Source organism: Comamonas sp. Y33R10-2 (assembly GCF_019355935.1).
GTDB lineage: Bacteria > Pseudomonadota > Gammaproteobacteria > Burkholderiales > Burkholderiaceae_C > Comamonas.
In genome coordinates this window covers 2,958,298-2,980,260 of record NZ_CP079925.1, presented here as the reverse complement: position 1 = coordinate 2,980,260, position 21,963 = coordinate 2,958,298, and the positions used below count along the sequence as shown (strand labels likewise).

Below are 21,963 nucleotides of genomic sequence, written 5' to 3'. Positions count from 1 at the left end.
TGGTCTTACTGGCCTTGAATGGCGCTGAGCATGGTTTTTGACTGGCCATTGATGAAGCGCAGGGTCGCTTCGTAACGCACAGAGTTGTCCACAAAACTGGCACGCTCGCGGTCCAGATCTACGGTGTTGTTGTCTAAGCTGGACTGAGAGTTGACCGAGTAGCCCAGCTGTGCCTTGAGCGCGTCATCCGACGTCTTTGCCTGCAAAGGAATATGCCCAGCCGCCGCCTTAGTGGCCATAGTGGTCGTACTGGCCTGCATCGCAGCCTTGCCTGTGCCAGTGGCGGCCATCAAGGCTTCCCGGAAATTGAAGTCGCGCGCCACATAGCCGGGGGTGTCGGCATTGGCGATGTTGCTGGCAATGGCACGCTGGCGCTCAGCGCGCAGCAGCAGCGCCTCGCTCTGGAAGTCCAGTCGTTCCGTCATTTTGTTCAGCATTGCGGCCTCGCTTTCAGAAATTCAATGCACCAGTGCCCACAGACTGCGGCATGCGTGGATTATGAAAATCACCCAGCAAAACTAAAGCGCGAAGAAAGCGGTATTGCGCTTCTACTTCAGCCCATTGCCGAAGCGCTGCTGCACCTATATTTGCAGCCAAGGTCTGCTGCTCTTATTTCTGCAGGCCTCACTCAAGGATTGATAGATGCTTGCTCGCCCCGCTTACCGCTCTACGCTGCGCCTCATGCAGGGCATGGCTGCGGCATGGGCGATCTTCTGTTTCAGCGCTTTGCTGCTGGCCAAAGCCGCTCAAGCGGATGATGGCTCTGCGCAGCTCAGCCAAATCGGGCAGCGATTTATTGACTCGGCTCTTCACCAGCCTGCTGCTGATGCACCGCCAACTAGCAACGGCATGCCCTTGCGCATGGAAGTACAGATGGGTCAACTCGACTCACGCCTGCGCTTGGCAGCTTGTGCACGGGTAGAGCCTTATCTGCCTGCTGGCAGCCGCCTTTGGGGTCGAACCCGGCTGGGCCTGCGCTGCGTGCAAGGCAGCGTGCCGTGGAACGTGTTTTTGCCCATCACCGTGCGCGCCTACGGGCCGGCTTGGGTGGCACAGGGCCACATTCCCGCAGGCAAGATCCTAAGCGCCGAAGACGCAGCCCTTTCCGAAGTGGATTGGGCTGAAGACAGCGCCCCTGTTTTTGCCAATGCGCAGGACTTTATTGGCATGGTGAGCGCTCGCCAACTGGCGTCTGGTCAGGCCTTGCGCCAGAACATGGTGCGCCCACCCTCGCTCTTTAGCGCCGGCTCACCCGTGCAAGTCATGGTCAACGGCGGCGCATTCAGCGTTTCGTCCTCAGGCAAGGCCATGTCTGCCGGCGGCGAGGGGCAGCAAGTTCGGGTTCGCATGGATAATGGCCGTCTTGTGACAGGAACGGTCAATGCCAGTGGCGTGGTTTATGTTCAGTAAATCAAGAGCAACGACTCACTTTTCTGAATCCATGTCAAAAATTCCTCAAGTTTCACGCGCCCTTGCCGAAAGCAAGGCTACAGCGCCCTACGCCGATACAGGGCGATTGGAGAACCAGCATGAAGATAGGTAACAAGCCGGATCTGCCGCAAGCCCCCGCGGCGACCAAGCAGGCTGCGAAATCTGCAACGACAATTGCTGCCGAAGAATCGACCAAGGGTCTTCCTGATCGAGCCGCCGGTGTTCCTGTGTCTTTCTCTTCCTCGGCTCGCGCCTTGGATAGCCAAAGCCGTACCAATACCGACTTTGATGCCGACCGCGTCAAGGCGATGCGTGAAGCCATTGCCAATGGCAGCTTTCGCGTCAACGCCGAAGCCATCGCAGACAAGCTGCTGGATAACGCAGAAGAATTTTTGGTTCACGCTCGCCACTGAGTGTGTTTGAGCGTTTGAACAGAGGCTGACACTATGACTTTGCAGGAAATGCTCGACTCGCTGGATGCGGTGATTCAGACCGTCTCGGCATCACTGCAATCATCTGATGCCGCTGTGCTGGAGCAGTCCAGCACCCGCCTGCGCGATGCCATGGTGGCATTCTCTCAACTCGTTAAACGTTTCTCCAGCGATGACTGGACGCCCGCCTTGCGCGAGCGTGCTCAAAAGCTCGATAGCAACATCTCTTTGGTGCGCGACCAACTCGCACGCCTTAGCGTGCTGAACCAGCGCCGCGCACAGGCGCTGATTCCTACTGCAGAGGACAGCACGTACGCAACCAGCCTACGGGGCGCCTCTCAATCAGGCCGGGCACGCATTTATCGCGCAACTAGCTGATCAATTTTGATGATCATAAAAAAAAGGCGGACCTTCGAGTCCGCCTTTTTTGTTTTACTGCTCACCCTCGCTGATCTTCACAGGCCGCCAAGACCAGCGCCCGTAAGCTTGAACGGCTCCAGGCGGCAGCGGATCTGCCCCCTCAAACACTTCAATGATTCGAGCGTTGGGCAGCTCTTCTTTATGAATCCAAGGGCTGTACTGCAAGTTACGGTCCACAAACACGCGGGGGCGCTCTGGCATCGCTAAAGAGATACGACCCGCCAGAGCCTGCGGGCCAATGATGATGTCCACCGGGCCACCCAAGGCCTTATGCGCGGCAGGAGCGATGCCCTCCACAATTTTGGCCATCGGTATATGGTTTTGATGACTGCTTTTGTAGCCTGATATGCCCATGGGTGAGCCCAGCCAAAACTGCAGCAATATCAAAGCTTGCAAAGCCGCAAACGTCACCCAAGCCGCTCGTATGTCTGCGGCACTGCCCCAGCGCTGAGGTGATCTGCGCAGCTCCATCACCGCGGGCACACACAAAAACATAAAAGCCGTGCCCCACTGCAGTTGCAAAGCAGAGCCCATTAACAAGCCTAGCGCCAGGATAAACAGCAGCGGAGCGATGCCCCAAAGCAGCCAAAACTCACGCAGCATCTTGTCTTCGGGCGTTCGCACTTGCACACGCTCTGCATTTGCTTCGGACTTGTCGCCACTGCGGCGCCCCCACCAAAGCGCCACAGCAAGCACAATCCATGCGGGCAGCCCGCGGTTGAAGAACCAATCCAGCGCAAACAAGCCAGATTTCTTCATGCGAGCCAGGCTATCGAGCTGCAGACCCAAAGAGGTCTGATCCGCATAGCGCATAGGCATCCAGTCATGCATTGCTAGCCAGTACAGATGAGGCGCTATTGTCAGCAAACCCGCCACCGTCGCCAGCAAGACTCCCTTGAGATGCACGGGGTTGCGCCACGCACCGATGCGCAGCCACCACAAGCCAATCACCCCCAGCGCCAGCACATACTGATATTTACTCAGCATCCCCAGCCCCGAAACCACGCCCAGTAGCGCCCAAACGGCAAGCGACGGCTTCAGCGTCAAATGCCAAGTCAAAGCGACTGCGATGGAGATCCACAACATCATCACCACGTTGTGGTTGTAGTAGTACAGGCGCCCGCAATAAAAAGTGATGCACAGACTCGCCAGCAGAGCAACCGTCGCATACCGTTTGCCGCGCATGCTGCACAGCAAACGCCAAAAAACAAGCAACCCTGCGAGCGTAACGATGCAGCCCAGCACATAGGTCAACTCAATCGAGGAGCCGGCCATCGCTGCAGCTGCCGCAACAATCCAAGTGGGCAAGGGTGGGTGCTTGTAGTAGCCCCACTCCAGCGAACGAATCCAGACCAATTGTTCAACGTTATCCATGGGAGCAGCCAGCGATGTCACCCAATGGATGCCAAGCCAGATCACGCCAAAGATCAATAAGAATACGGCCAGAGTACGGCCAGACAGAACGAGTGGTTCGTGTTGCGCAGCGGGCATCAGACAGTCATAAAAGAGGAAATTGCACAAGCAAAATTGCAGTTAACCTGAGCGGCCCATTGAGTATAGCGACGGGTGTTTTCTGCAACACAAAACGTTACAAGCAGAATAGGCCAGCGAAGAATAGCGAGAATCAGAACATGACCGACTTCCATGCCGAATACGCACCCGCAGCCCCGCCCGCCCAGTTGCCGCGTCAGCCGTTGCGGCTGAGCTGCGTGGTGCCGGCTTATAACGAGCAAGCCAATATCGAGAGCTTTTTGCTCGCTTTGGCCAATTCGGTGCAAGCACTGACACCGGATTTTGAAATCGTCGTGGTCAACGACGGCAGCCACGACAGCACGCACGAGATGGTCATGCGCTTGGCACAAAAGCTGCCACTGCGTTATCTGGCTCTATCACGCAACTTTGGCAAGGAAGCAGCTTTGTCTGCCGGCATTGATCACACACGGGGCAATGCGGTTTTGTTGATTGATGCCGATTTTCAGCACCCGCTTGAGATGCTCAGCGAGATGCACGCGCTGTGGCAGTCTGGCTACGAGATGGTTTATGGCGTGATTGCCGACCGCGGTGCAGAAAGCGGTGCCAAGCGCATGGGCACCAACCTGTTCTACAGCGTGATGAACTCGGGCAGCGCGGTCAAGCTGCCGCCCAATGCAGGCGACTTCCGCTGGATGGATCGCAAGGTAGTCGATGCCCTCAAAGCTTTGCCTGAAAACAATCGTTTCATGAAGGGCCTGTACGCCTGGGTCGGCTTCAAAAGCGTGGCCCTACCCTTTGTCCCCAAAAACCGCGCCGCGGGTAGCTCCAGCTTTAACCTGCGCCGCTTGGGCTCACTGGCCTTGCTGGGGCTCACCTCATTTACGACCATGCCCCTGCGTATCTGGAGCATGGTCGGTGCAGGTATTTCGCTACTAGCGCTGACTTATGGACTGTGGATTGCAGTGAAAACGCTGTTCTTCGGCAACCCTTTAGATGGCTGGCCCACGCTGGCTGCCAGCATCATGCTTTTCTCAGGCGTGCAGCTGCTGTCCATCGGCATTCTGGGCGAATACATTGGGCGAATCTATGAAGAAGTGAAACGCCGCCCCATTTATCTAGTCGCACACGACGAAGACCGCAGCCCGTTGCGCGATAAGTCGTAATGAATGTTTTGCTCCAGAGGCTGCGCAGTCTGCCGCAGCTGATTCAGTTTGTATTGGTCGGTGGCGCAGCGGCTGCCACCCATTTGGCCGTGGTCGGCTTGCTGGTTACGTTCGCAGGATTAGCGCCGCTACACGCCAATGTATTTGCCTTTTTAGTGGCCTTCATCGTCAGCTACAACGGCCACGCCCTGCTCACATTTTCAAGAGCGCAAGTACACGGCTGGGCGGTGATTGGCAAGTACTTCGCCGTGGCCTGCCTGTCTTTTATCACCAATGAGCTGCTCTACTACCTTGCCCTGCACTGGCTGCATTGGCATTACTTCTGGAGTTTGGCTGGCGTGCTGGTCATCGTCGCTATGGGCACTTTTGTGATGAGTAAATTTTGGGCCTTCCGGGCACGCAGCAGTACATGAGCTACACCGCTTCCACCTCTCGCTCCATCATGCTGTGCGCTGATGATTACGCCCTGCACCCGCTGGTCGATGACGCCGTGCAGCAACTGGCCCGCGCAGGCCGCCTGTCTGCCACCAGTTGCATGAGCACCTCGCCGCACTGGCTGCAAGCTGCGCCTGCACTCAAACCACTGCGCCCCTTGCTCAGCGTGGGTCTACACTTCAACCTGACCGAAGGCCATGGCGGCCAGCACGCGGCGCAGGCGCTGGGGCAGGTCATCCGTCAGGCCTATAGCCATCAAATCTCGGCAGCGCAAATGCGCACAGCCTGGCGCGAACAGCTAGACGCCTTTGAGCAAGCCATGGGCACGCCGCCAGACTTTATCGATGGCCACCAGCATGTGCACCAGTTGCCCGGCCTGCGCACTGCAATGCTTAAAGAAATGCAGTCCCGCTACAGCGCGCATGAAAGGCCTTGGGTACGCTCCACAGCGCCCGCAGCCGGTCTGTGGCGCAGCCCCAAAGCCGCCATCATTGCGCTGCTGGGCGGCTGGGCGGCGACCCGGCAGTTGCGCAAGGCAGCCATCCCCATGAACAAGGGCTTTGGCGGCGTTTACGGTTTTGACGCCCCTGACGCCGCGACCTACGGCGCGCAAATGGCCGGCTGGTTACCGCATATGGCCAATGGCGGCTTGCTGATGTGCCACCCGGCCAGTGGAATCGTCAAAGGCGATGCGATTGCCCAGCAACGCCCTGTGGAGTTTGAATACCTGATGTCTGACGCCTTTGGCGCGTTGCTTGAGCGCAATCACTGCCGCATTCACCAAGGCCCCGTGAAGAACTTTTAAGATGGCTCGCGCATTTTTGCCACGACTCTCTCAAACACCCGCCAGAAGGCCGCGTCCTGGGTGGTCGCAAAGTTAATGCGCATGCAGGCACTCGATCCTCTGCTGGCGTGGAACATAGCACCCGGCGCAATCATGTAGCCCTCATCTAGCAGCAACTGGGTCAGCGCCTCGGTATCCACACCCGTATCTACCCAGCCAAACATGCCTGCAGGCTCGGCCACAAAGCGGCAGCCTGCTGCTTGCGCCAACGCCACGCTGCGGGTGCGGGCCTTGGCCAGATGCTGGCGCAGCCGCTCAGCATGGCGGCGCAACTGGCCTTGCTCCATGCACAGGGCCAGCGCCTGCTCCATGGGGGTCGGGGTTGAAAGGGTTGAGAGGAGCTTGGTGTCCAGCAGCCTTTCCACCAATTCAGGCGGTGCAGCCATATAGCCCAAGCGCCAGTTGGGTACCAGCACTTTGGCAAAGCCGCTGATGTAGATGCTGCGCTGCAGGCGGTCCAGCACCGTCACGCGCGGGGCGTGGTCGGGGGCGATGTGGCAGTAGCTATCGTCTTCCACCACATAAAAACCGTTGCGCTGGGACATCTGCAGCACCTCGTGCGCGCTGGCTGCGCTCAGGCTGTAACCCGTGGGGTTGTGCAGCACGCTGACGCTGACATAAAGCTTAGGGGCCATGGTTTCGCAGTAGCGCTGCATCACCGCCATGTCTGGGCCCTCCGGCCCACGCGGCACGGGTAGCACGCGCATGCCCATGGCAGCCAGCCGCGCATATTCCACTGCCCAGCCGGGTTCCTCCACCATCACCGGGTCGCCCGGCTGCAGCAGGGCGCGGCTGACGATATCTAGCGCCTGCGTTGCGCCCATGGTGGTGATGATCTGGCTGGGCGCCGCTGCAATGCCTATGCGCTGCATGCGCAGTGACAGGGCTTCACGCAAGCGGCTGTCGCCCATGGGCTCGCCATAGCGCACCAGCGATTCACGCAGCGCCGGCCCACTGGTGACTTTGCGCATGGCGGCCACGAGAAAGCTCGCATCCAGCCACTCGGCAGGAAGCACGCCTGCGCCGGGTTGGGGCTTGCCAGCCACACTCTCCACAAACATGCCGCGAATCAGCATGGAGGCATTGATGCGGGATCCGGGTGGCAGTCCTAGCGGCGTCTCGCTCGCTACATTTTTAATAGCGTCACGTGCTTTAACTTCTTGGACCTGAAGCGGATTTTGCACAAAATCTCGCACAAAAAAGCCGCGCTGCGGTCTGGCCTCAACCAAGCCCTGCGCCTGCAGCAAGTCATAAGCGGCCACCACCGTATAAGCACTCACCCCTTGCTGACGCGCACATTCACGCACCGAAGGCAGGCGCGCGCCGGCGGGCAACAAACGCATACGGATTCGCTCAGCCAGACGATCTGCCAGTTGCTCGGTCAAAGTCAAAGCGGCTTGGCGCGAAAGTGAAATAGACATAGCCGTGAGTTAACAGTGAATTGGCAGTGAAAGTAGCGAAATAAGGCAGCGAGCTGTATTGAACCCAAGACCAATACAGAAGAAATAATTGTAAGACTGTCTGTATTGGCACTGTAATGGTCTGACGCGTATATTGAAGCCATCAAACTCGCTTGGCCGCCCTCTACACAGGGACTTGGCAACGCTTTGCTAGCGCTTTGGTCGTGGCCAGCAGCCCCACATGCTGCAAACCATCCCATCGCAAGCTCGTCGCAGTTAGAAGCAATTGCCCGCCAACCCGCACAGGCAAGCTGGCCGCGACAAAATAAACCTTTATGCTGGAGCTCTGTCCCTGCGCTAGTTAACGCTTAGCGAACGCTAGCCAGTGCTGCTGCAGCACAGCATGAGACCCCATTCAGCCAGCCCATTTGCGGGCAGGCATCGTAGAGATCGAGATTTGTTTATGACGACAACATGGACACTGGCAGCACGCACTGCCAAGATGAATTCCTCCGCTATCCGCGAGATCCTGAAGCTGACTGACCGCCCCGGCATCATCAGCATGGCTGGCGGTCTGCCCTCACCCAAGGCCTTCCCGCTGGACGTTTTCACGCAGGCCTGCCAGACCGTGATGCAGCGTGACGGCGCGGCCGCCCTGCAGTACTCCACAACCGAAGGCTTTGCCCCGCTGCGTCAGGCGATTGCTGACTTCCTGCCTTGGAATGTGGACCCCGAGCAAATTCTGATCACCACCGGCAGCCAGCAGGCGCTGGACTTGATCGGCAAGGTCTTCCTCGACAAGGGCAGCCGCGTGCTGGTGGAAAAGCCCACCTATCTCGGTGCACTGCAGGCATTCGCCCCCACAGAGCCAGTGGCCGAAGGCGTGGACAGCGATGACGAAGGCATGGTGATTGCCGACTTTGCCGCCAAGGTAGGCTCCGGCGCTGACAAGGCTCGCATGGCCTATGTGCTGCCCAACTTCCAAAACCCCACCGGCCGCACCATGAGCGATGCACGCCGTCAGGCACTGGTGGAAAAGGCCAAGGAGTTGAACATTCCTCTGGTCGAAGACAACCCCTACGGCGACCTCTGGTACGAGCAGGAACCCCCTTTGCCGCTGGCTGCACGCAACCCCGAAGGCGTGATCTACATGGGCTCGTTCTCCAAGGTGCTGGCCCCCGGCCTGCGCATTGGTTTCATCGTGGCGCCCAAGTCCGTGTACGGCAAGCTGACTCAGGCCAAGCAAGCCGCTGACCTACACACCCCCAGCTTTAACCAGCGCGTGGTGGCCGAGGTGATCAAGGACGGTTTCCTCGACCGCCATGTGCCCACCATCCGCGCCATGTACAAGGTGCAGCGCGACGTGATGCTGATGGCGCTAGAGCGCGAAATGGCAGGCTTGGGCGTGACATGGACTCGCCCCGTCGGCGGCATGTTCCTGTGGCTGACGCTGCCCGCAGGCATGGACGCACAAGCCCTGCTGGCCAAGGCCGTGGAGCGCAATATGGCCTTTGTGCCCGGCGCTCCTTTCTACGCAGGCGATGCGCAGACCAATACTCTGCGCCTGTCTTATGTGACGGTCTCTACAGAGCAGATCAACCAGGGCGTAGCCGCCTTGGCTGACGCCATTAAAGCTTACGCATAAGCCCTGAGGCGCTCCGCGCCTTCCAAACCGGCACTTCACGAACCTCCGTGCAGCGCCGGTTTTTCTTTTTGCCGACAATCCCTGCCCATGTCTGCCCCAGCTCCTACCCTTGCTCACGCCAGCCCTATCGCCCGTCCTTACATGACCGTGGACGTGTTCACGCAAACCGCCCTGCTCGGCAACCCCGTGGCGGTCGTGTTGCAGGCCGATGGTTTGAGCGACGCGCAGATGCAGGCTTTTGCACGCTGGACCAATCTTTCGGAAACCACCTTTGTGATGCAGCCCAGCGCTGAGGGCAAAGCTGCGGGGGCGGACTACCTGCTGCGCATCTTCACCCCAGCGGGTGAGCTTGCCTTTGCCGGCCACCCTACGCTGGGCAGCTGCCACGCATGGCTGGCTCAGGGCGGCCAGCCACGCAAGGCAGATCAAGTGCTGCAAGAATGCAAAAAAGGGCTTGTGCCCATTACCGCAAGCCCACAAGGCGCTCTGTTTTTTGAAGCGCCATCGCTAGACTCGCAAGAAGTCTCAGAAGCAGAACTGGCCCCCATACTCAAGGCGCTAGGTCTTGAGCGCGATCAGTTGCTGATGGCGCGCAGCCTTAATAACGGCTCTCCTTGGCTGGGTCTGCTGCTGGACCATACGGATACCGTTTTGGGCGTGGAGCCAGACTTTGCCGCCCTGCAAGAGCTGGGTGCCAAAGCCGGGCTGGTCGCGCTGTATGAGGCTGAAGACGATGCACCGTTGATCGGCCGATCCAGCCGCGAAGCGCGCGCTTTTGCCAAGCAGGCGGCTGAGGCTGGGCAGGAAAAAACCTCCAGCGAGCAGCCCCGCATGGAAGTGCGTGCGCTGATTGGCGAAACAACCAGCGAAGACCCCGTCACCGGCAGCTTGAATGCCGCTCTAGCTCAGTGGCTAACGGGCGAGGGCTTGCTGCAAGCGCCTTACATCGCCGCCCAAGGCGTGTGTGTGGGGCGTGATGGCCAAGTCCATGTGCAGACCAGCGCTGACGGCAAGCTCAAAGTCGGCGGTCATACCGTGACCGTCACCAGCGGAACAGTCCTGCTTTAAACCACCGGCGTCATCACGCAAATCTGGTCAGCCATCACCTCAGCCTCTTGCGCGTTGTGTGTGACCAAGATGGCGGTCTGGCCTGCGGCACGCAGAATGTCGCGCACCTCCAGCGTCAGGCGCTCGCGGGTGGCGGCATCCAAGTTGGAAAACGGCTCATCGAGCAGCAGCAAGGCAGGCGATGGGGCCAAGGCCCGCGCCAGTGCAATGCGCTGCTGCTGACCGCCGGACAACTCGTGCGGGAACTTGGCTCCCGCATCACCCAAGCCCACCACAGCGAGCAATTCATTGACTCGCTGATCGCGCTCGGCTTTGCTGCTGCGGCGCAGGCCAAATCCCACGTTCTGCGCGGCGCTGAGGTGTGGGAACAGGCCGTATTCTTGAAACATCATGCCCACATGGCGCTGCTCGGGCGGCAGATGGGTTCTGGGGCCAGACAACAGCCGCTCGCCCAGATGAATGCTGCCCGCACGAACGGGCTCAAACCCAGCAATGGCGCGCAGCACCGAGGTCTTGCCGCAGCCCGAAGGCCCGAGCAAGCTGGCGATGTGGCCGGCAGGCAGCTGCAGATCAAAGCCCTGCAGCACGGTGTGCAGACCCTTGGGCGTTTCATAGCCCAGATGCAGCTGTGCAATGTGGAGTGAGGCGGTCATTCTTTTAATTCAATTTTTACTTCGATTTCAATAGCTGTACGTCCAATAAATATAAGGACTTAAAGCTTGTTTGACGCCTATTCATTGCCTAGCCGCCGAAAGCTGAGTGCGCGCCAGCAGCACGACGGGGATCAGCCCTGCCAACACAATGAAAAGCGCAGCAATCGCGCCTTCTTCATAGGTGCCGCGTGCCGCCTCGGCATACAGCCAAGTCGCCAGCGTATCGAAGTCAGCCGGGCGCAGCAGCAGCGTAGCGGGCAGCTCTTTCATAGCATCCACAAACACCAGCATGGCGCTGGTCGCCATGGCAGGGCGCAGCAGCGGCAGATGCACGCGGCGCAGTGTGGCAAGGCGCCCCTCTCCCAGCAGGCGCGAGGCCTGCTCCAGCGTAGGGGGTATGCGGGCCAGCCCAGCCTCAATGCCGCCTACCGGCATGACCAAAAAGCGAATCACGCAGGCCGCTACCAGCACCACGCCCAAGCCCATCAGCGGCAGGCCTTTGGCACCAAACAGGCTGGCAAGTCCCGCGTCCAAAGCCAGAGCAGGGGTTAGCAAACCAATGGCGAGCACCGTGCCCGGCACGGCATAGCCCAATGCCGCTACCTGCGCCGGCCAGCGCGATGGCGCGCGGGTGCTGATGCCTGCACGGGTGGACCATGCCACTACCAGTCCAGCGGCCACGGCAATCACCGTCACGCCCAGCGCCAGCCCCAAGGTATTCAGCAAGCTGGACACCAGACCCGCAGAAATGCCTGTGCCCTGCGCAAAGCGCTTGACGCTCTCCCAAGCCAGATAGGCGGCTGGGGCCACAAAGCCAATCACGACAGGCACGCTGCACGCCAGCGTGGCCAACCATGCGCTGTGGCCGGGCAGGCGATGCGGCTCAATGCCGCGCATGCGCTGGGCTGAGCCAAAACGCTGGCGGCTGCGGCCTCGCCTTTCTAACCAAACCAGCGCCACCACGGCCAGCAGCATGGAGCAGGCGATTTGCGCAGCGCCCGCCAGATCAGAGCGCGTGACCCAAGTGGTGTAAATCGATACGGTGAGCGTGTGTACGCCCAAAAATTCAGAGACGCCAATGTCGTTGAGCGTCTCCAGCAGCGCCAAACTCAAGCCTACGACTAATGCGGGCCGCGCCATGGGCAAAGCGACGCGCCAAAAAGCGCCCCAGCGCGTTTCGCCCAGCGAGCGCGCGGCTTCCATCAAATGCGCAGGCTGGGTCATAAACATGGCCCGCGCCGTCATGTACACATAAGGGTAGAGCGTGAAGCCCAGCACAAAAATCGCGCCACCCATGGAGCGCAAATCGGGCAGCCGCCACTGGCGCGGGCTGTCATAGCCCAGCACCCAGCGCAAAGCGCCTTGCACCGGGCCAATGGGGTGCAGCAAATCCAGATAAGAAAACGCGACGATATAGGCCGGCATGGCCAGCGGCAGCAGCAGCGACCAATGCAACCAGCGCCTGCCCGGAAATTCATAGGCCGTCACCAACCAAGCGCAACCCGTGCCCACCACCAGCACCAGCAAGCCCACGCCCGTCAGCAGCAAGGCGGTGTTGATAGCGGCATCTGGCAACACATAGCGCAACAAATTTTGCCAATGCGCCAAGTCTGCGCCCAGCGCCAGCCACGCCAGCGAAGCGATAGGCGCAAGCACCCCCAGCGCAATCAACCCGCTTGCGCCCTGCCACACCAGCCCGACGGGCCGCAGCCCTGAACGAAGAAAAGAAAACATCAAAGCAAAAAGATCACGCCAAGACCAACGACCCAAAAACAGACATGCCCCAACAAAGGGGCTAAAGCAGAAGCGCAATGCTAAAACAAGCATGCCCAAAACAAGAGACAGCAAGCAAGGGCCGCCCCGCAGCGATGCTGTCGTTCCCCTCCCCTAACGCGAAGCGCGTAGAGAGAGGGGGAAGGCGCAAGGCGCCTCAGGGGGTGTTACTTATTTATCAAACCCAACCTTGTCGACCAGCAAGCTAGCGGCCTTGCGGTGCTTGGCAATGTCGGCCAGCGGCAGCGGATCGACCTTGACCTCGCCAATGCTCTTAGCCACGACGGGGTCCAGCGCCACACCCTTGCGCACAGGGTGCTCGTAGTTGGCTTGTGCGTACAGATTCTGTGCAGGCTCAGACACCAAGAACTCCAGCAGCTTCACGGCATTGGCACGGTTAGGCGCGTGCTTGGCTACCGATGCACCGCTAATGTTGATGTGCGTGCCGCTCTTGGGGTCGTTGAAGGTCGGCTTGATGACCTTGATGGAGTCGCCCCACTTGCGCGCGTCCGTGCCTTCCTTGGCTGCCTTCATGTGGCCCACGTAATAGCTGTTGGCCAGACCCACGTCGCAGATGCCGCCCAGAATGTCGCGCGCTACATCACGGTCGCCGCCTGTGGCCTTGCGTGCCAAGTTGGCCTTCACGCCTTTGAGCCATTGCTCGGTCTTGGCTTCGCCGTCATGGGCGATCATGGCCGCAATCAAGGCGGTGTTGTAAGGGTGCTGACCGGCGCGGCTGCAGACCTTGCCCTTGAACTGGGGCTTGGCCAAGTCTTCGTATCGAAAGCTCGCTAGCTTCATGTCCTTTTCAGCGTACAGCACGCGGGCGCGCATCGACAGCGCAAACCACTGGTTATCCGCCGCGCGCAGCTGAGCTGGGATAGCGCTTTCCAGCACCGAGGACTTCACCGGCTGAGTTACGCCGCCATCGACCAAATCCAGCAAATTGCCAATGTCCACAGTCATCAGCACATCGGCAGGAGAGCGCTCGCCTTCCGCCTTGACGCGCTCTAGCAAACCGTCTTTCACAAACACCGTCTTCACACCCACCTTGGTCTGGGCCGTAAAAGCCGCCAGCAGTGGCTGAATCAGCGCAGGCTCGCGTGTGGTGTAGAGCGTGATGTCCTCAGCATGAGCGGACAGCGCAGGGGCGCACAGGCTGGCAACGGCGGCCAGTGTAAACAGGGGGCGTCGAAACATGGAAGGCTCCAGAAGATAAGGGCAGCAGACACACCACCAAGCGCTTGGGCAGTCAGCCATCTTCGCCCGCATTAAAAGGCTTAAGCAGCAAAACCGAATGCAAAGTATGTGGTGATGTTTTTGAGAATCACTCGCATCAATCTTAACTGAGCGGGTGCTTCTGCTCAGCTGACCTCATCCCGAGAAGCTGTGCGGACATAGATGCTCCCTGCTGTCGCCCAAGTGCCAGCAGGTCGCAGGCATGACAGCGCCGCCGCTTGGCAAGTCTCAACATTGCGCCTATGGGAACCCTCCACCTTGTGCGCCACGGCCAGGCCTCGTTTGGCGCGGATGATTACGACCAGCTCAGCGAGCGCGGCAATGCACAAGCCCTGCGTTTGGGCGAATACTGGCGCGAGCGAGGTGTGACGTTTGATGCCGTCTATGCCGGCACGCTCAAGCGCCACCAGCAGACGCTGGCCGCCATTGTGCAAGGACTAGGAGGCGCAACCCCTGAGCCCCAAAACCGGCCCGGCCTCAATGAATACGACAGTGCTGCGCTGCTGCGCGCCATTCACCCCGCGCCGCTACCCAAACCCGATACGCCCGAGCTGTATCGCCACCACTTTCGCCTGCTGTGCGATGCATTGGCCCAGTGGATGGGCGGCACCATCAGCCCGCAAGGCATGCCTGACTGGAATGGTTTTGCAGATGGCGTGCATCAGGTGCTCGAAGAAATACGCCAGCAGCACAGTGGCCAGAACGTGCTGCTGGTGAGCAGCGGCGGCCCCATCTCGGCCGCTGTAGGTCTGGTGCTGGGCACAGCGCCCGAGGTGACGATTGCCCTGAATATGAGGCTGCGCAATATTGCGGTGACTCAGTTCAGCATCAGCCACAAGCGACTGATGCTGCAGACCTTCAACACCCTCAATCACCTTGACACAGCGGAGCATCGCGGCTCGATTACGAGCGCTTGAACTGAGCCTCAAACAAGTTTGAGCCAGCTCAACCATTCCATTGCGGCATAACTGACAGAACAACTTGTCTCTAGTGGTTAGTGACTTTCAGCCGCACACTCTGTGCACTAAAGTTTCAGACAGAAGGACAAGCATGAAACGCCGCAGTTTTACCCAATCCATCATCAGCGCTGCAGCCGGGGCTGCATTGCTGACCGGATTTGCCAGCACCGCACAGGCCCAAGGCCTGTCTAACCGCCCCATTCGCATCGTCGTGCCTTTTGGCGCAGGCGGCGTGGCCGATGTGACGGCCCGCGTGGTTGCACAGCAACTGTCTACCCAGCTGGGCCAGCCCGTGGTGATTGACAACAAGCCCAGTGCAGGCGGCATTCTGGCAGCAGATGCCGTGGCCAAATCAGCGCCAGACGGCCACACCCTGTTTCTCATGTCCAACGGCAGCGCTGTGACCGTGAACCTGTTTAACAGCCTGCCATTCGACATGGTCAAAGATCTGACACCCATCTCCACGCTGGGCTATTTTGACATTGGCGTGGTGACGGACGCCAAGTCACCCTTCAAGAACTTGGCTGAGTTGGTGAGCTATGCCAAAGCCAACCCCGGCAAGTTGAACCTGGGCAGCATCAATGTAGGCAGCACCCAGCACTTGGCAGCCGAGTTGTTCAAGACCACCGCAGGGATTGATGCCCAAATCGTGCCCTTCAACGGCACCCCTGCCGTGGTAACCGCCTTGCGCGGCAAGCAGATCGATGCAGCGGTGGAAATTCTCACGCCCATCATGGGCCAGATCAATTCCAAAGCCGTGAATCTGCTGGCCGTGACGGGCGAAAAGCGCTCGCCCTTGCTGCCGGCCGTGCCTACGGCCCAAGAATCTGGCGTGAAAGGCTTTGTGGCATCGTCTTGGAATGCACTGGCTGCACCTTCCAAAACACCGGCTGCTGTGATTGCCCGCCTGAACAAAGAAATCAACGCAGCTGTGAACAACCCTGAGGTTGCCAAGAAGCTGCGCGAGCTGAATGTGCAAGCGCAGGCCAGCACATCCGAGCAAACCACCAAGCTCCTGCAGTCGGAAATCAAGCGCTGGGGCGATGTGATTGTTGCCGCCAAAATCCCCAAACAATAACTATGCTTTCAGGAGCAGCTAGTTCCTGAAAATATTCGTTTTGAATACAAAACAGCCTGCAAATGCAGGCTGTTTGCGTACATGACGCTCATTTCTTTAAATCGGCTGCGGCTTGTTTTCCACCGTGCTCAAGGGCAGATCGTGAATCTCCCCCAGCAGCTTGGCCAGCCCTTGAGCCGCTGACTGCACCATCACCGCGCCGCGCTCTGCTGTGGCTGCGGCAGAGTTGCCTGCCGCACCTGCGGGGTTGTAATCCTCCATCGCCCAGCCTAATTTTGCGCTGCGGCCATTGCCGATGAAGTGATATTTGCCAGCGCGCACTTCAGAGGTGGAGGCAAAGTTCTGCGCCCTCTGCATATGCACAGTCTCAGGGGCCAAGTGCAGCATCATCGATGTCTCCACCTCGCCGCCGTGCACGCCAAAGCGGTGCTCGTGCGCGCAAAACTGCTGATTGGCGGCATCGTCCACCAAGCCAAACCAGCTGGCGCTGTAGACCAGCAAGCCATGTTTGATACGCAGCTCCCGCGCCACCACATCCATCACGCTGACTTGACCGCCGTGGCCGTTGAGCAGCAGCAGCTTTTTGACCCCGGCACGTGCCACGCAGGCACCCAGCTCCGACCACAGCGCAATCAGCGTGGCAGGCTGCAAGGTCAAAGTACCAGCGTAATTGCTGTGCTCGACCGAGAAGCCAATGTTTTGCGGCGGCAAAAACAGCACCGGCAAGTCTGCGGGCAGCAGTGGCAGGGCATTGTCAATCACGCCGTCAATCAAGCGGGCATCTACCGACAGCGGCAAATGCGGGCCATGCTGCTCCACCGCGCCCACGGGCAGCACTGCGACAGTCTCAGCGACCAACCCATTGGTCTGCGCTTGGGCAAAGTCATAGGCAGAGGCTTGCGCCCAAAAGTGTGAGGGCCAGCGCCTTCTTTCAGCAGTTGTAGTGCCGAACTCAACTAACGAGATATCGTTCATACCCGCATGGTAGTAGACGATGCACGCACTTACCAAAAAAACCTCGACTCGCCAATTAACGACACGGCACTGGTGATAACTACCCTCTTTACGAGCGGCTCACACAACCCAGAAAACCGAAGGTTTGCGCTTGAGATGAGGCCAAGAAACGACGCATCAAGGGTTGTTTTAGCCGCTCAAATAAAACTACTCCAAAGGTATCGACTTCAGGACAGTCTTTCCGGCTTGCTGCTGTATCTCTACCACGGATACTGAACATGCGCGACCATTTGCAAAAGAGATCACTTCATAATCTTTACCCGCTTGAGGAGTAAATTTCACCAAATTACTGGAGCAACTACCTTCTTTATATATAAACGAACTTCCAGGAGCGTGGTTCGCCATACCTATATAAGAGCTTCTAACCTGAACCGATTTACCAGCAGGAATTAAGAATTCTCGATAAAACGCTTTCGATAGAATTCCATTTTTATCTTTTATATTTTTACTATTTTCTGTTTCTGCAATCCCAATACTCTCACTTTTAACCCCACCCACCAAAGACCCGAATGCATCACCCAAACCACCGCCAACATTAACTTCGACAGTTTTATTGTCTGCATCTGATTCTTTCTGAAGAATCATAATAGTTGGCTTGCCATTTTGGCCATAGAGTCGAATTCTTGCCGAATCATCTGGATGATTTTTTTGATATGAAGCAGGTACTTGGGTATTTGCACACCCTGCAGCAACGACAACCAAAGGCAGAAATACAGATAGCAATTTATACATATTCAAATTTATTTCAGTCATTGAGATAAAAAATCGTACCATTTCAAACTTATCGCCACACTTTAATTTGAAGGCTGTCGCCATACAGACACAGTTACGAGGTCTTTGTCCTTCAAACACTCTTACAAACTGTCTGCAAAATTCCCTCATGTCTGACACCAAAAGTACTGAGACGGCAGTTTCTGCCTCCACACTACTCACCTCTCCAGCCAAGCCAAAAACCCGTGACCTAACCCAAGGGCCCATCGCCAGCACTTTGCTGATCTTTGCCCTGCCCATACTCGCGGGCAATGTGCTGCAGTCGCTCAATGGCTCGGTCAATGCCGTCTGGGTGGGCGGCCATCTTGGCGAAGCAGCGCTGACGGCCACCGCCAATGCCAACAATGTGATGTTTGCGCTGATTGGTGCGGTGTTTGGCATCAGCATGGCGACCAATATCCTGATCGCTCAGTCCATTGGGGCGCACAACATGGCTCAAGCCAAGCGTGTGCTTGGAAGTAGTGCTACGTTTTTTGGAGTTATCTCGATTCTGATTGCCCTGCTAGGCTGGCCGCTGTCGCGCCATTTGATGCAGCTCATGAGCACGCCCGAGGCCGCGCTGCCGCTGGCCGAGGCTTATTTGCAGGTCATCTTTTTGGCGATTCCCCTGCTGTTCATGTTCAGCTTTGTGACGGCGGCCTTGCGCGGCGCGGGAGATACCAAAACACCGTTTTGGTTTTTGCTGCTCGTCGTGGTGCTGGATATGGCGCTCAACCCTTTACTCATTTTTGGCTGGGGGCCGGTGCCGCGCATGGGCATTCAGGGCTCAGCCATGGCGACGCTGGTTGCCAATGGAGTGAGCTTTATCGCCTTGCTGGGCTGGCTGCGCCTGCACCGCCACCCGCTGTGGATTGGCCGCCGCCAGCTAGGCCTGTTCAAACCTGACTTGGCGATTGTGCGCAGCCTCATTGTCAAAGGCCTGCCCATGGGCGTGCAGTTGGTGATGATCTCGCTGGCCATGATTGCCATGATTTCTATGGTCAACGAGCAAGGTGTGCAGACCGCTTCGGCCTATAGTGCCGCGCTGCAGCTGTGGACCTATGTGCAAATGCCAGCCATGGCCATTGGCGCTGCCTGCTCATCCATGGCGGCGCAAAACGTGGGCGCAAAGCTGTGGAGCCGGGTCGATGACACGGCGCGCGCTGGCATGCTCATCAACATTGTGATGACCGGTGGGTTGATCGCCCTGATCTTGCTGCTTGACCAGTACGTGCTGAGCTGGTTTTTGCCCAAGGGCAGCGCATCGCTAGAAGTAGCGCGCCACCTCAACCACATTGCCATTGGCTCCTTTTTGTTCTTTGGCGTGACCTTTGTGCTGTCTGGTGTGGTGCGCGCTACGGGCGCTGTGCTCATGCCCATGCTGATTTTGGGTATCGCCATGTGGGGCATTCGCGTGCCTGCCGCCCGCTTTTTGCAGCCCGTGCTGGGTGTGGATGCACTGTGGTGGAGCTTTCCCATCAGTTCGGCGGCATCAGTCGTCATGATTTTGGCTTACTACCGCTGGGGCAACTGGCGCAAATCTCAGATGCTGCCATCAGCGGCTCCCGCTGCTCCTGCTCGTGCTTCTTTAGCGACCACTCCTGCAGCGACCCAGCCAGAAGATGCGGCCTCTGTCGACTGCGACAAGCTGCTGGAGCAATCACCCAGTTGCAGCCGTATTGCCATTCCTGCAGAGGTGGCGGGCATGCCCCCGGGTCCTGTGGCCAATCAAGTCAAAGGCGTGGACTCTTGAGCGTTTGATTCCCCGCCCCTCCCGGCAGCGCATACTGGCTGACAGGAAAACAGGAACCAAATCGCGCTTTCCAGCCCTAATACCGCTCATGTCGTCTCTCTCAAGCCTTCGCCGCCCTCGCCTTCGCACGCTTTCGCTGTGGTTTTTTGCATTGATTTTGATAGCTACCAGTGCATTACCTCTAAGCACTAGAGCGCAAATTCACCTCAATTTATCCAGCAACAAAGCCAGCGCATCAGCTGCCGTGGTGCAAACACCGCGTGTGCGCGCCGAGCTAGTGGCACAGGTGCCCAACGGCATTGCCGCTGGGCAAACCTTTTGGCTGGGTTTAAAGCTGGCGCACGAGCCCGACTGGCACACCTACTGGAAGAACGCCGGCGACTCTGGCCTGCCCACCGAGCTGAACTGGCAGTTGCCCGCAGGCCTGAGCGCAGGTGCAATTGACTGGCCCACGCCCCACGCCCTGCGCGTAGGCCCGCTGGTCAATTACGGCTATGAAAACACGGTGCTGCTGCCCATCCCCGTCAAGGTTGGAAGTGATTTCAAAGCGCCTGAGTCCGGTATGGTCGATGTGCGCCTGTCTGCAAACTGGCTGATCTGCCGCGTGGAGTGCATTCCCGAAAGCGGCGAGTTTGCGCTGCAAATTCCCGTGGGCGGCACCACCGCAGCCAACAGCGAAGACTTCTTTAAGGCGCAGGCCCAGCAACCTGTAGCGCTGGGTGATCACAGCAAGGCCAGCATTCAGCCTGATACACAGACGCAGACACAGGCCGGCGACAACAAGGTGCTGGATGACCGCATCACTCTGCGCGTCACCGGCCTGCCCGCCAGCACTCAAGGCAAAGCGCTGGAGTTCTACCCCGAAAACGCCGAAACATTCAGGCACGCCGCCGAGTCTGGCAAAGACTGGCAGCAGCGCTGGGATGGCAATGTGTGGGTGGCAGAGGGCATCCATTTATCCGACATGCGCGGTGACACGCCTAAGCAACTGAGCATCGTCGTGGCACTCAGCGGCAAGGATCGCACCGAAGCTTTGAACAAGGCCGAGCCCATTGCTTGGCGCAGCACGCTCAACGTTGAAGGGCAATGGACGCCAGCCACGCTGGCCAGCGTCTCCCCCGCTTTGGCCGCAGCACTTGAGGCGAACAAAAATGCGGCAGTAGCACCTGCAACGCCAGCCCCTATCAGCAGCGCCAGCAACACCGGAATTTGGGCCGCACTGCTGGGCGGCTTGATTGGCGGGCTGATTCTGAACCTCATGCCCTGCGTGTTCCCGGTGCTGGCCATCAAGATACTGGGCTTTGCCGGCCACGGTCAAAACTGCCGGGCACAAAAAATAGGCGGCTTGGCCTATACCGCTGGCGTAGTGCTGTCGTTTATCGCGCTGGGCGCGCTGCTGCTGGGTCTGCGCGCTGCGGGCCAGCAACTGGGCTGGGGCTTTCAGCTACAGTCGCCCATCGTCGTGTCGCTGCTGGCTGCGCTTTTCACTGTGCTGGCGCTCAATCTGGCCGGGCTGTTTGAGTTCGGCAGCATGCTGCCCAGCCGCCTTGCCAGCGCACAGGCGCGCAGCCCCGTGGTGGACTCTTTTCTCTCTGGCGTGCTGGCCGTAGCTATTGCATCACCTTGCACTGCTCCGTTCATGGGCGCCTCTTTGGGTTTTGCCATTGACATGCCTGCTGCGCAAGCGCTGACGGTGTTCGCTGCCCTCGGCGTTGGCATGGCGCTGCCCTATTTACTGGCCAGTTTTGTGCCTGCCATGGTTGGCTGGCTGCCCCGCCCCGGCGCGTGGATGGAAACCTTCCGCCGCGCTATGGCCTTCCCCATGTTTGCCACCGTGGTCTGGCTGGTCTGGGTACTGGGCCACCAAAGCGGCATGGATGCAGCCGCTGCCCTGCTAACCCTGCTGCTGGTGCTAGCCGCGCTAATCTGGGCACTGGGCTTGAATGGCAAAAGCCGTCTGGCACTCAGCGCCATCGCCCTGCTACTGATCGCTGGCGTGGGCTATTACGCCGCCCCACTCATCACTGCGCCGCAGCCCGAGCCTGCACACGCACAGAGCGGCGTAGGCGAGCTGTGGCAGCCTTGGTCAGCTGACAAAGTTCAGTCTCTGCAAGCCGCCAACCAGCCAGTGTTTGTGGACTTCACCGCCGCATGGTGCGTGACCTGCCAAGTCAACAAGCGCACCACGCTTAGCAATGCCGACGTGCTAGCTGCTTTTGCACAGCGCAAAGTTGCCTTGCTGCGCGCCGACTGGACGCGGCAAGACCCCGCCATTACTGAGGCTCTGCATGCGCTGGGGCGCAGTGGCGTGCCGGTCTATGTGCTGTATGTACCGGGCAAAGCCCCGCTAGTGCTCAGCGAGCTACTTTCTAAAAGTGAAATGCTTGAGGCCCTGAAAACCCTGTGACTAGGCCCTATGGTACTGAGCAGCTAA

General features: G+C 58.8%; 20 protein-coding genes. 12 read left to right on the top strand and 8 right to left on the bottom strand.

What is annotated here, in order from left to right; genetic code table 11:
* Positions 1–5: 5 nt before the first annotated feature.
* Complete coding sequence (gene flgB, locus KUF54_RS13310; RefSeq protein ID WP_219343276.1) at positions 6–437, bottom strand: flagellar basal body rod protein FlgB; 432 nt, start codon at positions 435–437, stop codon at positions 6–8.
* Between the two features lie 205 nt (positions 438–642).
* Here flgB and flgA point away from each other — a divergent pair, with 205 nt between their 5' ends.
* From flgA to KUF54_RS13295, 3 genes are all read left to right on the top strand, one after another.
* A complete protein-coding gene (gene flgA, locus KUF54_RS13305) occupies positions 643–1,410 on the top strand; it encodes a flagellar basal body P-ring formation chaperone FlgA (protein WP_219343275.1) in 768 nt (255 codons plus the stop codon).
* Between the two features lie 119 nt (positions 1,411–1,529).
* Positions 1,530–1,844, top strand: a complete 315-nt coding sequence (gene flgM / locus KUF54_RS13300; protein ID WP_219343274.1) for a flagellar biosynthesis anti-sigma factor FlgM — start codon at positions 1,530–1,532, stop codon at positions 1,842–1,844.
* Positions 1,845–1,877: 33 nt separating this feature from the next.
* Positions 1,878–2,240, top strand: coding sequence for a hypothetical protein (locus KUF54_RS13295; protein WP_219343273.1), 363 nt, complete (start codon positions 1,878–1,880; stop codon positions 2,238–2,240).
* Between the two features lie 54 nt (positions 2,241–2,294).
* On the opposite strand, the gene KUF54_RS13290 is transcribed toward KUF54_RS13295, so the two are convergent.
* On the bottom strand, positions 2,295–3,773 hold the full coding sequence (locus KUF54_RS13290; RefSeq protein WP_219343272.1) for a glycosyltransferase family 39 protein: 1,479 nt from the start codon (positions 3,771–3,773) through the stop codon (positions 2,295–2,297).
* 140 nt (positions 3,774–3,913) lie between these two features.
* Here KUF54_RS13290 and KUF54_RS13285 point away from each other — a divergent pair, with 140 nt between their 5' ends.
* The 3 genes from KUF54_RS13285 to KUF54_RS13275 are packed head-to-tail and all read left to right on the top strand — an operon-like array spanning position 3,914 to position 6,158.
* Positions 3,914–4,918, top strand: a complete 1,005-nt coding sequence (locus KUF54_RS13285; RefSeq protein WP_219343271.1) for a glycosyltransferase family 2 protein — start codon at positions 3,914–3,916, stop codon at positions 4,916–4,918.
* A complete protein-coding gene (locus KUF54_RS13280) occupies positions 4,918–5,331 on the top strand; it encodes a GtrA family protein (protein WP_219343270.1) in 414 nt (137 codons plus the stop codon). The genes KUF54_RS13285 and KUF54_RS13280 overlap by 1 nt, the downstream gene beginning before the upstream one ends.
* Complete coding sequence (locus KUF54_RS13275; RefSeq protein ID WP_219343269.1) at positions 5,328–6,158, top strand: ChbG/HpnK family deacetylase; 831 nt, start codon at positions 5,328–5,330, stop codon at positions 6,156–6,158. Before KUF54_RS13280 ends, KUF54_RS13275 begins: the two co-directional genes overlap by 4 nt.
* Here KUF54_RS13275 and KUF54_RS13270 read toward each other — a convergent pair.
* Positions 6,155–7,618, bottom strand: coding sequence for a PLP-dependent aminotransferase family protein (locus tag KUF54_RS13270; protein ID WP_219343268.1), 1,464 nt, complete (start codon positions 7,616–7,618; stop codon positions 6,155–6,157). The two genes, KUF54_RS13275 and KUF54_RS13270, sit on opposite strands and share 4 nt — an antisense overlap.
* 442 nt (positions 7,619–8,060) lie before the next feature.
* Here KUF54_RS13270 and KUF54_RS13265 point away from each other — a divergent pair, with 442 nt between their 5' ends.
* Positions 8,061–9,242, top strand: a complete 1,182-nt coding sequence (locus KUF54_RS13265) for a PLP-dependent aminotransferase family protein (protein WP_219343267.1) — start codon at positions 8,061–8,063, stop codon at positions 9,240–9,242.
* Between the two features lie 141 nt (positions 9,243–9,383).
* Positions 9,384–10,310 (top strand): PhzF family phenazine biosynthesis protein, encoded by a 927-nt coding sequence (locus KUF54_RS13260; protein ID WP_219346404.1) that lies wholly within the window; start codon positions 9,384–9,386, stop codon positions 10,308–10,310.
* Here the strand turns inward: KUF54_RS13260 and KUF54_RS13255 are convergent.
* The 3 genes from KUF54_RS13255 to KUF54_RS13245 form a co-directional block, all read right to left on the bottom strand.
* The gene (locus KUF54_RS13255) at positions 10,307–10,963 is read right to left on the bottom strand and encodes an ABC transporter ATP-binding protein (protein WP_219343266.1); all 657 of its coding nucleotides are present in this window, start codon (positions 10,961–10,963) and stop codon (positions 10,307–10,309) included. The genes KUF54_RS13260 and KUF54_RS13255 overlap by 4 nt on opposite strands.
* A gap of 81 nt (positions 10,964–11,044) precedes the next feature.
* Positions 11,045–12,697 carry an iron ABC transporter permease gene (locus tag KUF54_RS13250; RefSeq protein WP_219343265.1) on the bottom strand — a complete coding sequence of 551 codons (1,653 nt, stop codon included), beginning with the start codon at positions 12,695–12,697 and terminating at the stop codon, positions 11,045–11,047.
* Positions 12,698–12,907: 210 nt separating this feature from the next.
* Entirely contained in the window at positions 12,908–13,936 is a 1,029-nt protein-coding gene (locus KUF54_RS13245) for a Fe(3+) ABC transporter substrate-binding protein (RefSeq protein WP_219343264.1), read from the bottom strand.
* A gap of 281 nt (positions 13,937–14,217) precedes the next feature.
* On the opposite strand from KUF54_RS13245, the gene KUF54_RS13240 reads away from it, so the two are divergent.
* Together KUF54_RS13240 and KUF54_RS13235 are read left to right on the top strand one after the other, a co-directional pair.
* A complete protein-coding gene (locus KUF54_RS13240) occupies positions 14,218–14,892 on the top strand; it encodes a histidine phosphatase family protein (protein ID WP_219343263.1) in 675 nt (224 codons plus the stop codon).
* A 133-nt stretch (positions 14,893–15,025) separates the two neighbouring features.
* Positions 15,026–16,012, top strand: a complete 987-nt coding sequence (locus KUF54_RS13235; RefSeq protein ID WP_219343262.1) for a tripartite tricarboxylate transporter substrate binding protein — start codon at positions 15,026–15,028, stop codon at positions 16,010–16,012.
* Between the two features lie 96 nt (positions 16,013–16,108).
* Here KUF54_RS13235 and KUF54_RS13230 read toward each other — a convergent pair whose 3' ends face one another.
* Entirely contained in the window at positions 16,109–16,987 is an 879-nt protein-coding gene (locus KUF54_RS13230) for a creatininase family protein (RefSeq protein WP_219343261.1), read from the bottom strand.
* Positions 16,988–17,173: 186 nt separating this feature from the next.
* On the bottom strand, positions 17,174–17,842 hold the full coding sequence (locus KUF54_RS13225) for a hypothetical protein (RefSeq protein WP_219343260.1): 669 nt from the start codon (positions 17,840–17,842) through the stop codon (positions 17,174–17,176).
* 64 nt (positions 17,843–17,906) lie between these two features.
* On the opposite strand from KUF54_RS13225, the gene KUF54_RS13220 reads away from it, so the two are divergent.
* Together KUF54_RS13220 and KUF54_RS13215 are read left to right on the top strand one after the other, a co-directional pair.
* Positions 17,907–19,529, top strand: a complete 1,623-nt coding sequence (locus KUF54_RS13220; RefSeq protein ID WP_219343259.1) for an MATE family efflux transporter — start codon at positions 17,907–17,909, stop codon at positions 19,527–19,529.
* An 88-nt stretch (positions 19,530–19,617) separates the two neighbouring features.
* Entirely contained in the window at positions 19,618–21,936 is a 2,319-nt protein-coding gene (locus KUF54_RS13215) for a protein-disulfide reductase DsbD (protein WP_219343258.1), read from the top strand.
* The last annotated feature ends 27 nt before the right edge of the window (positions 21,937–21,963 follow it).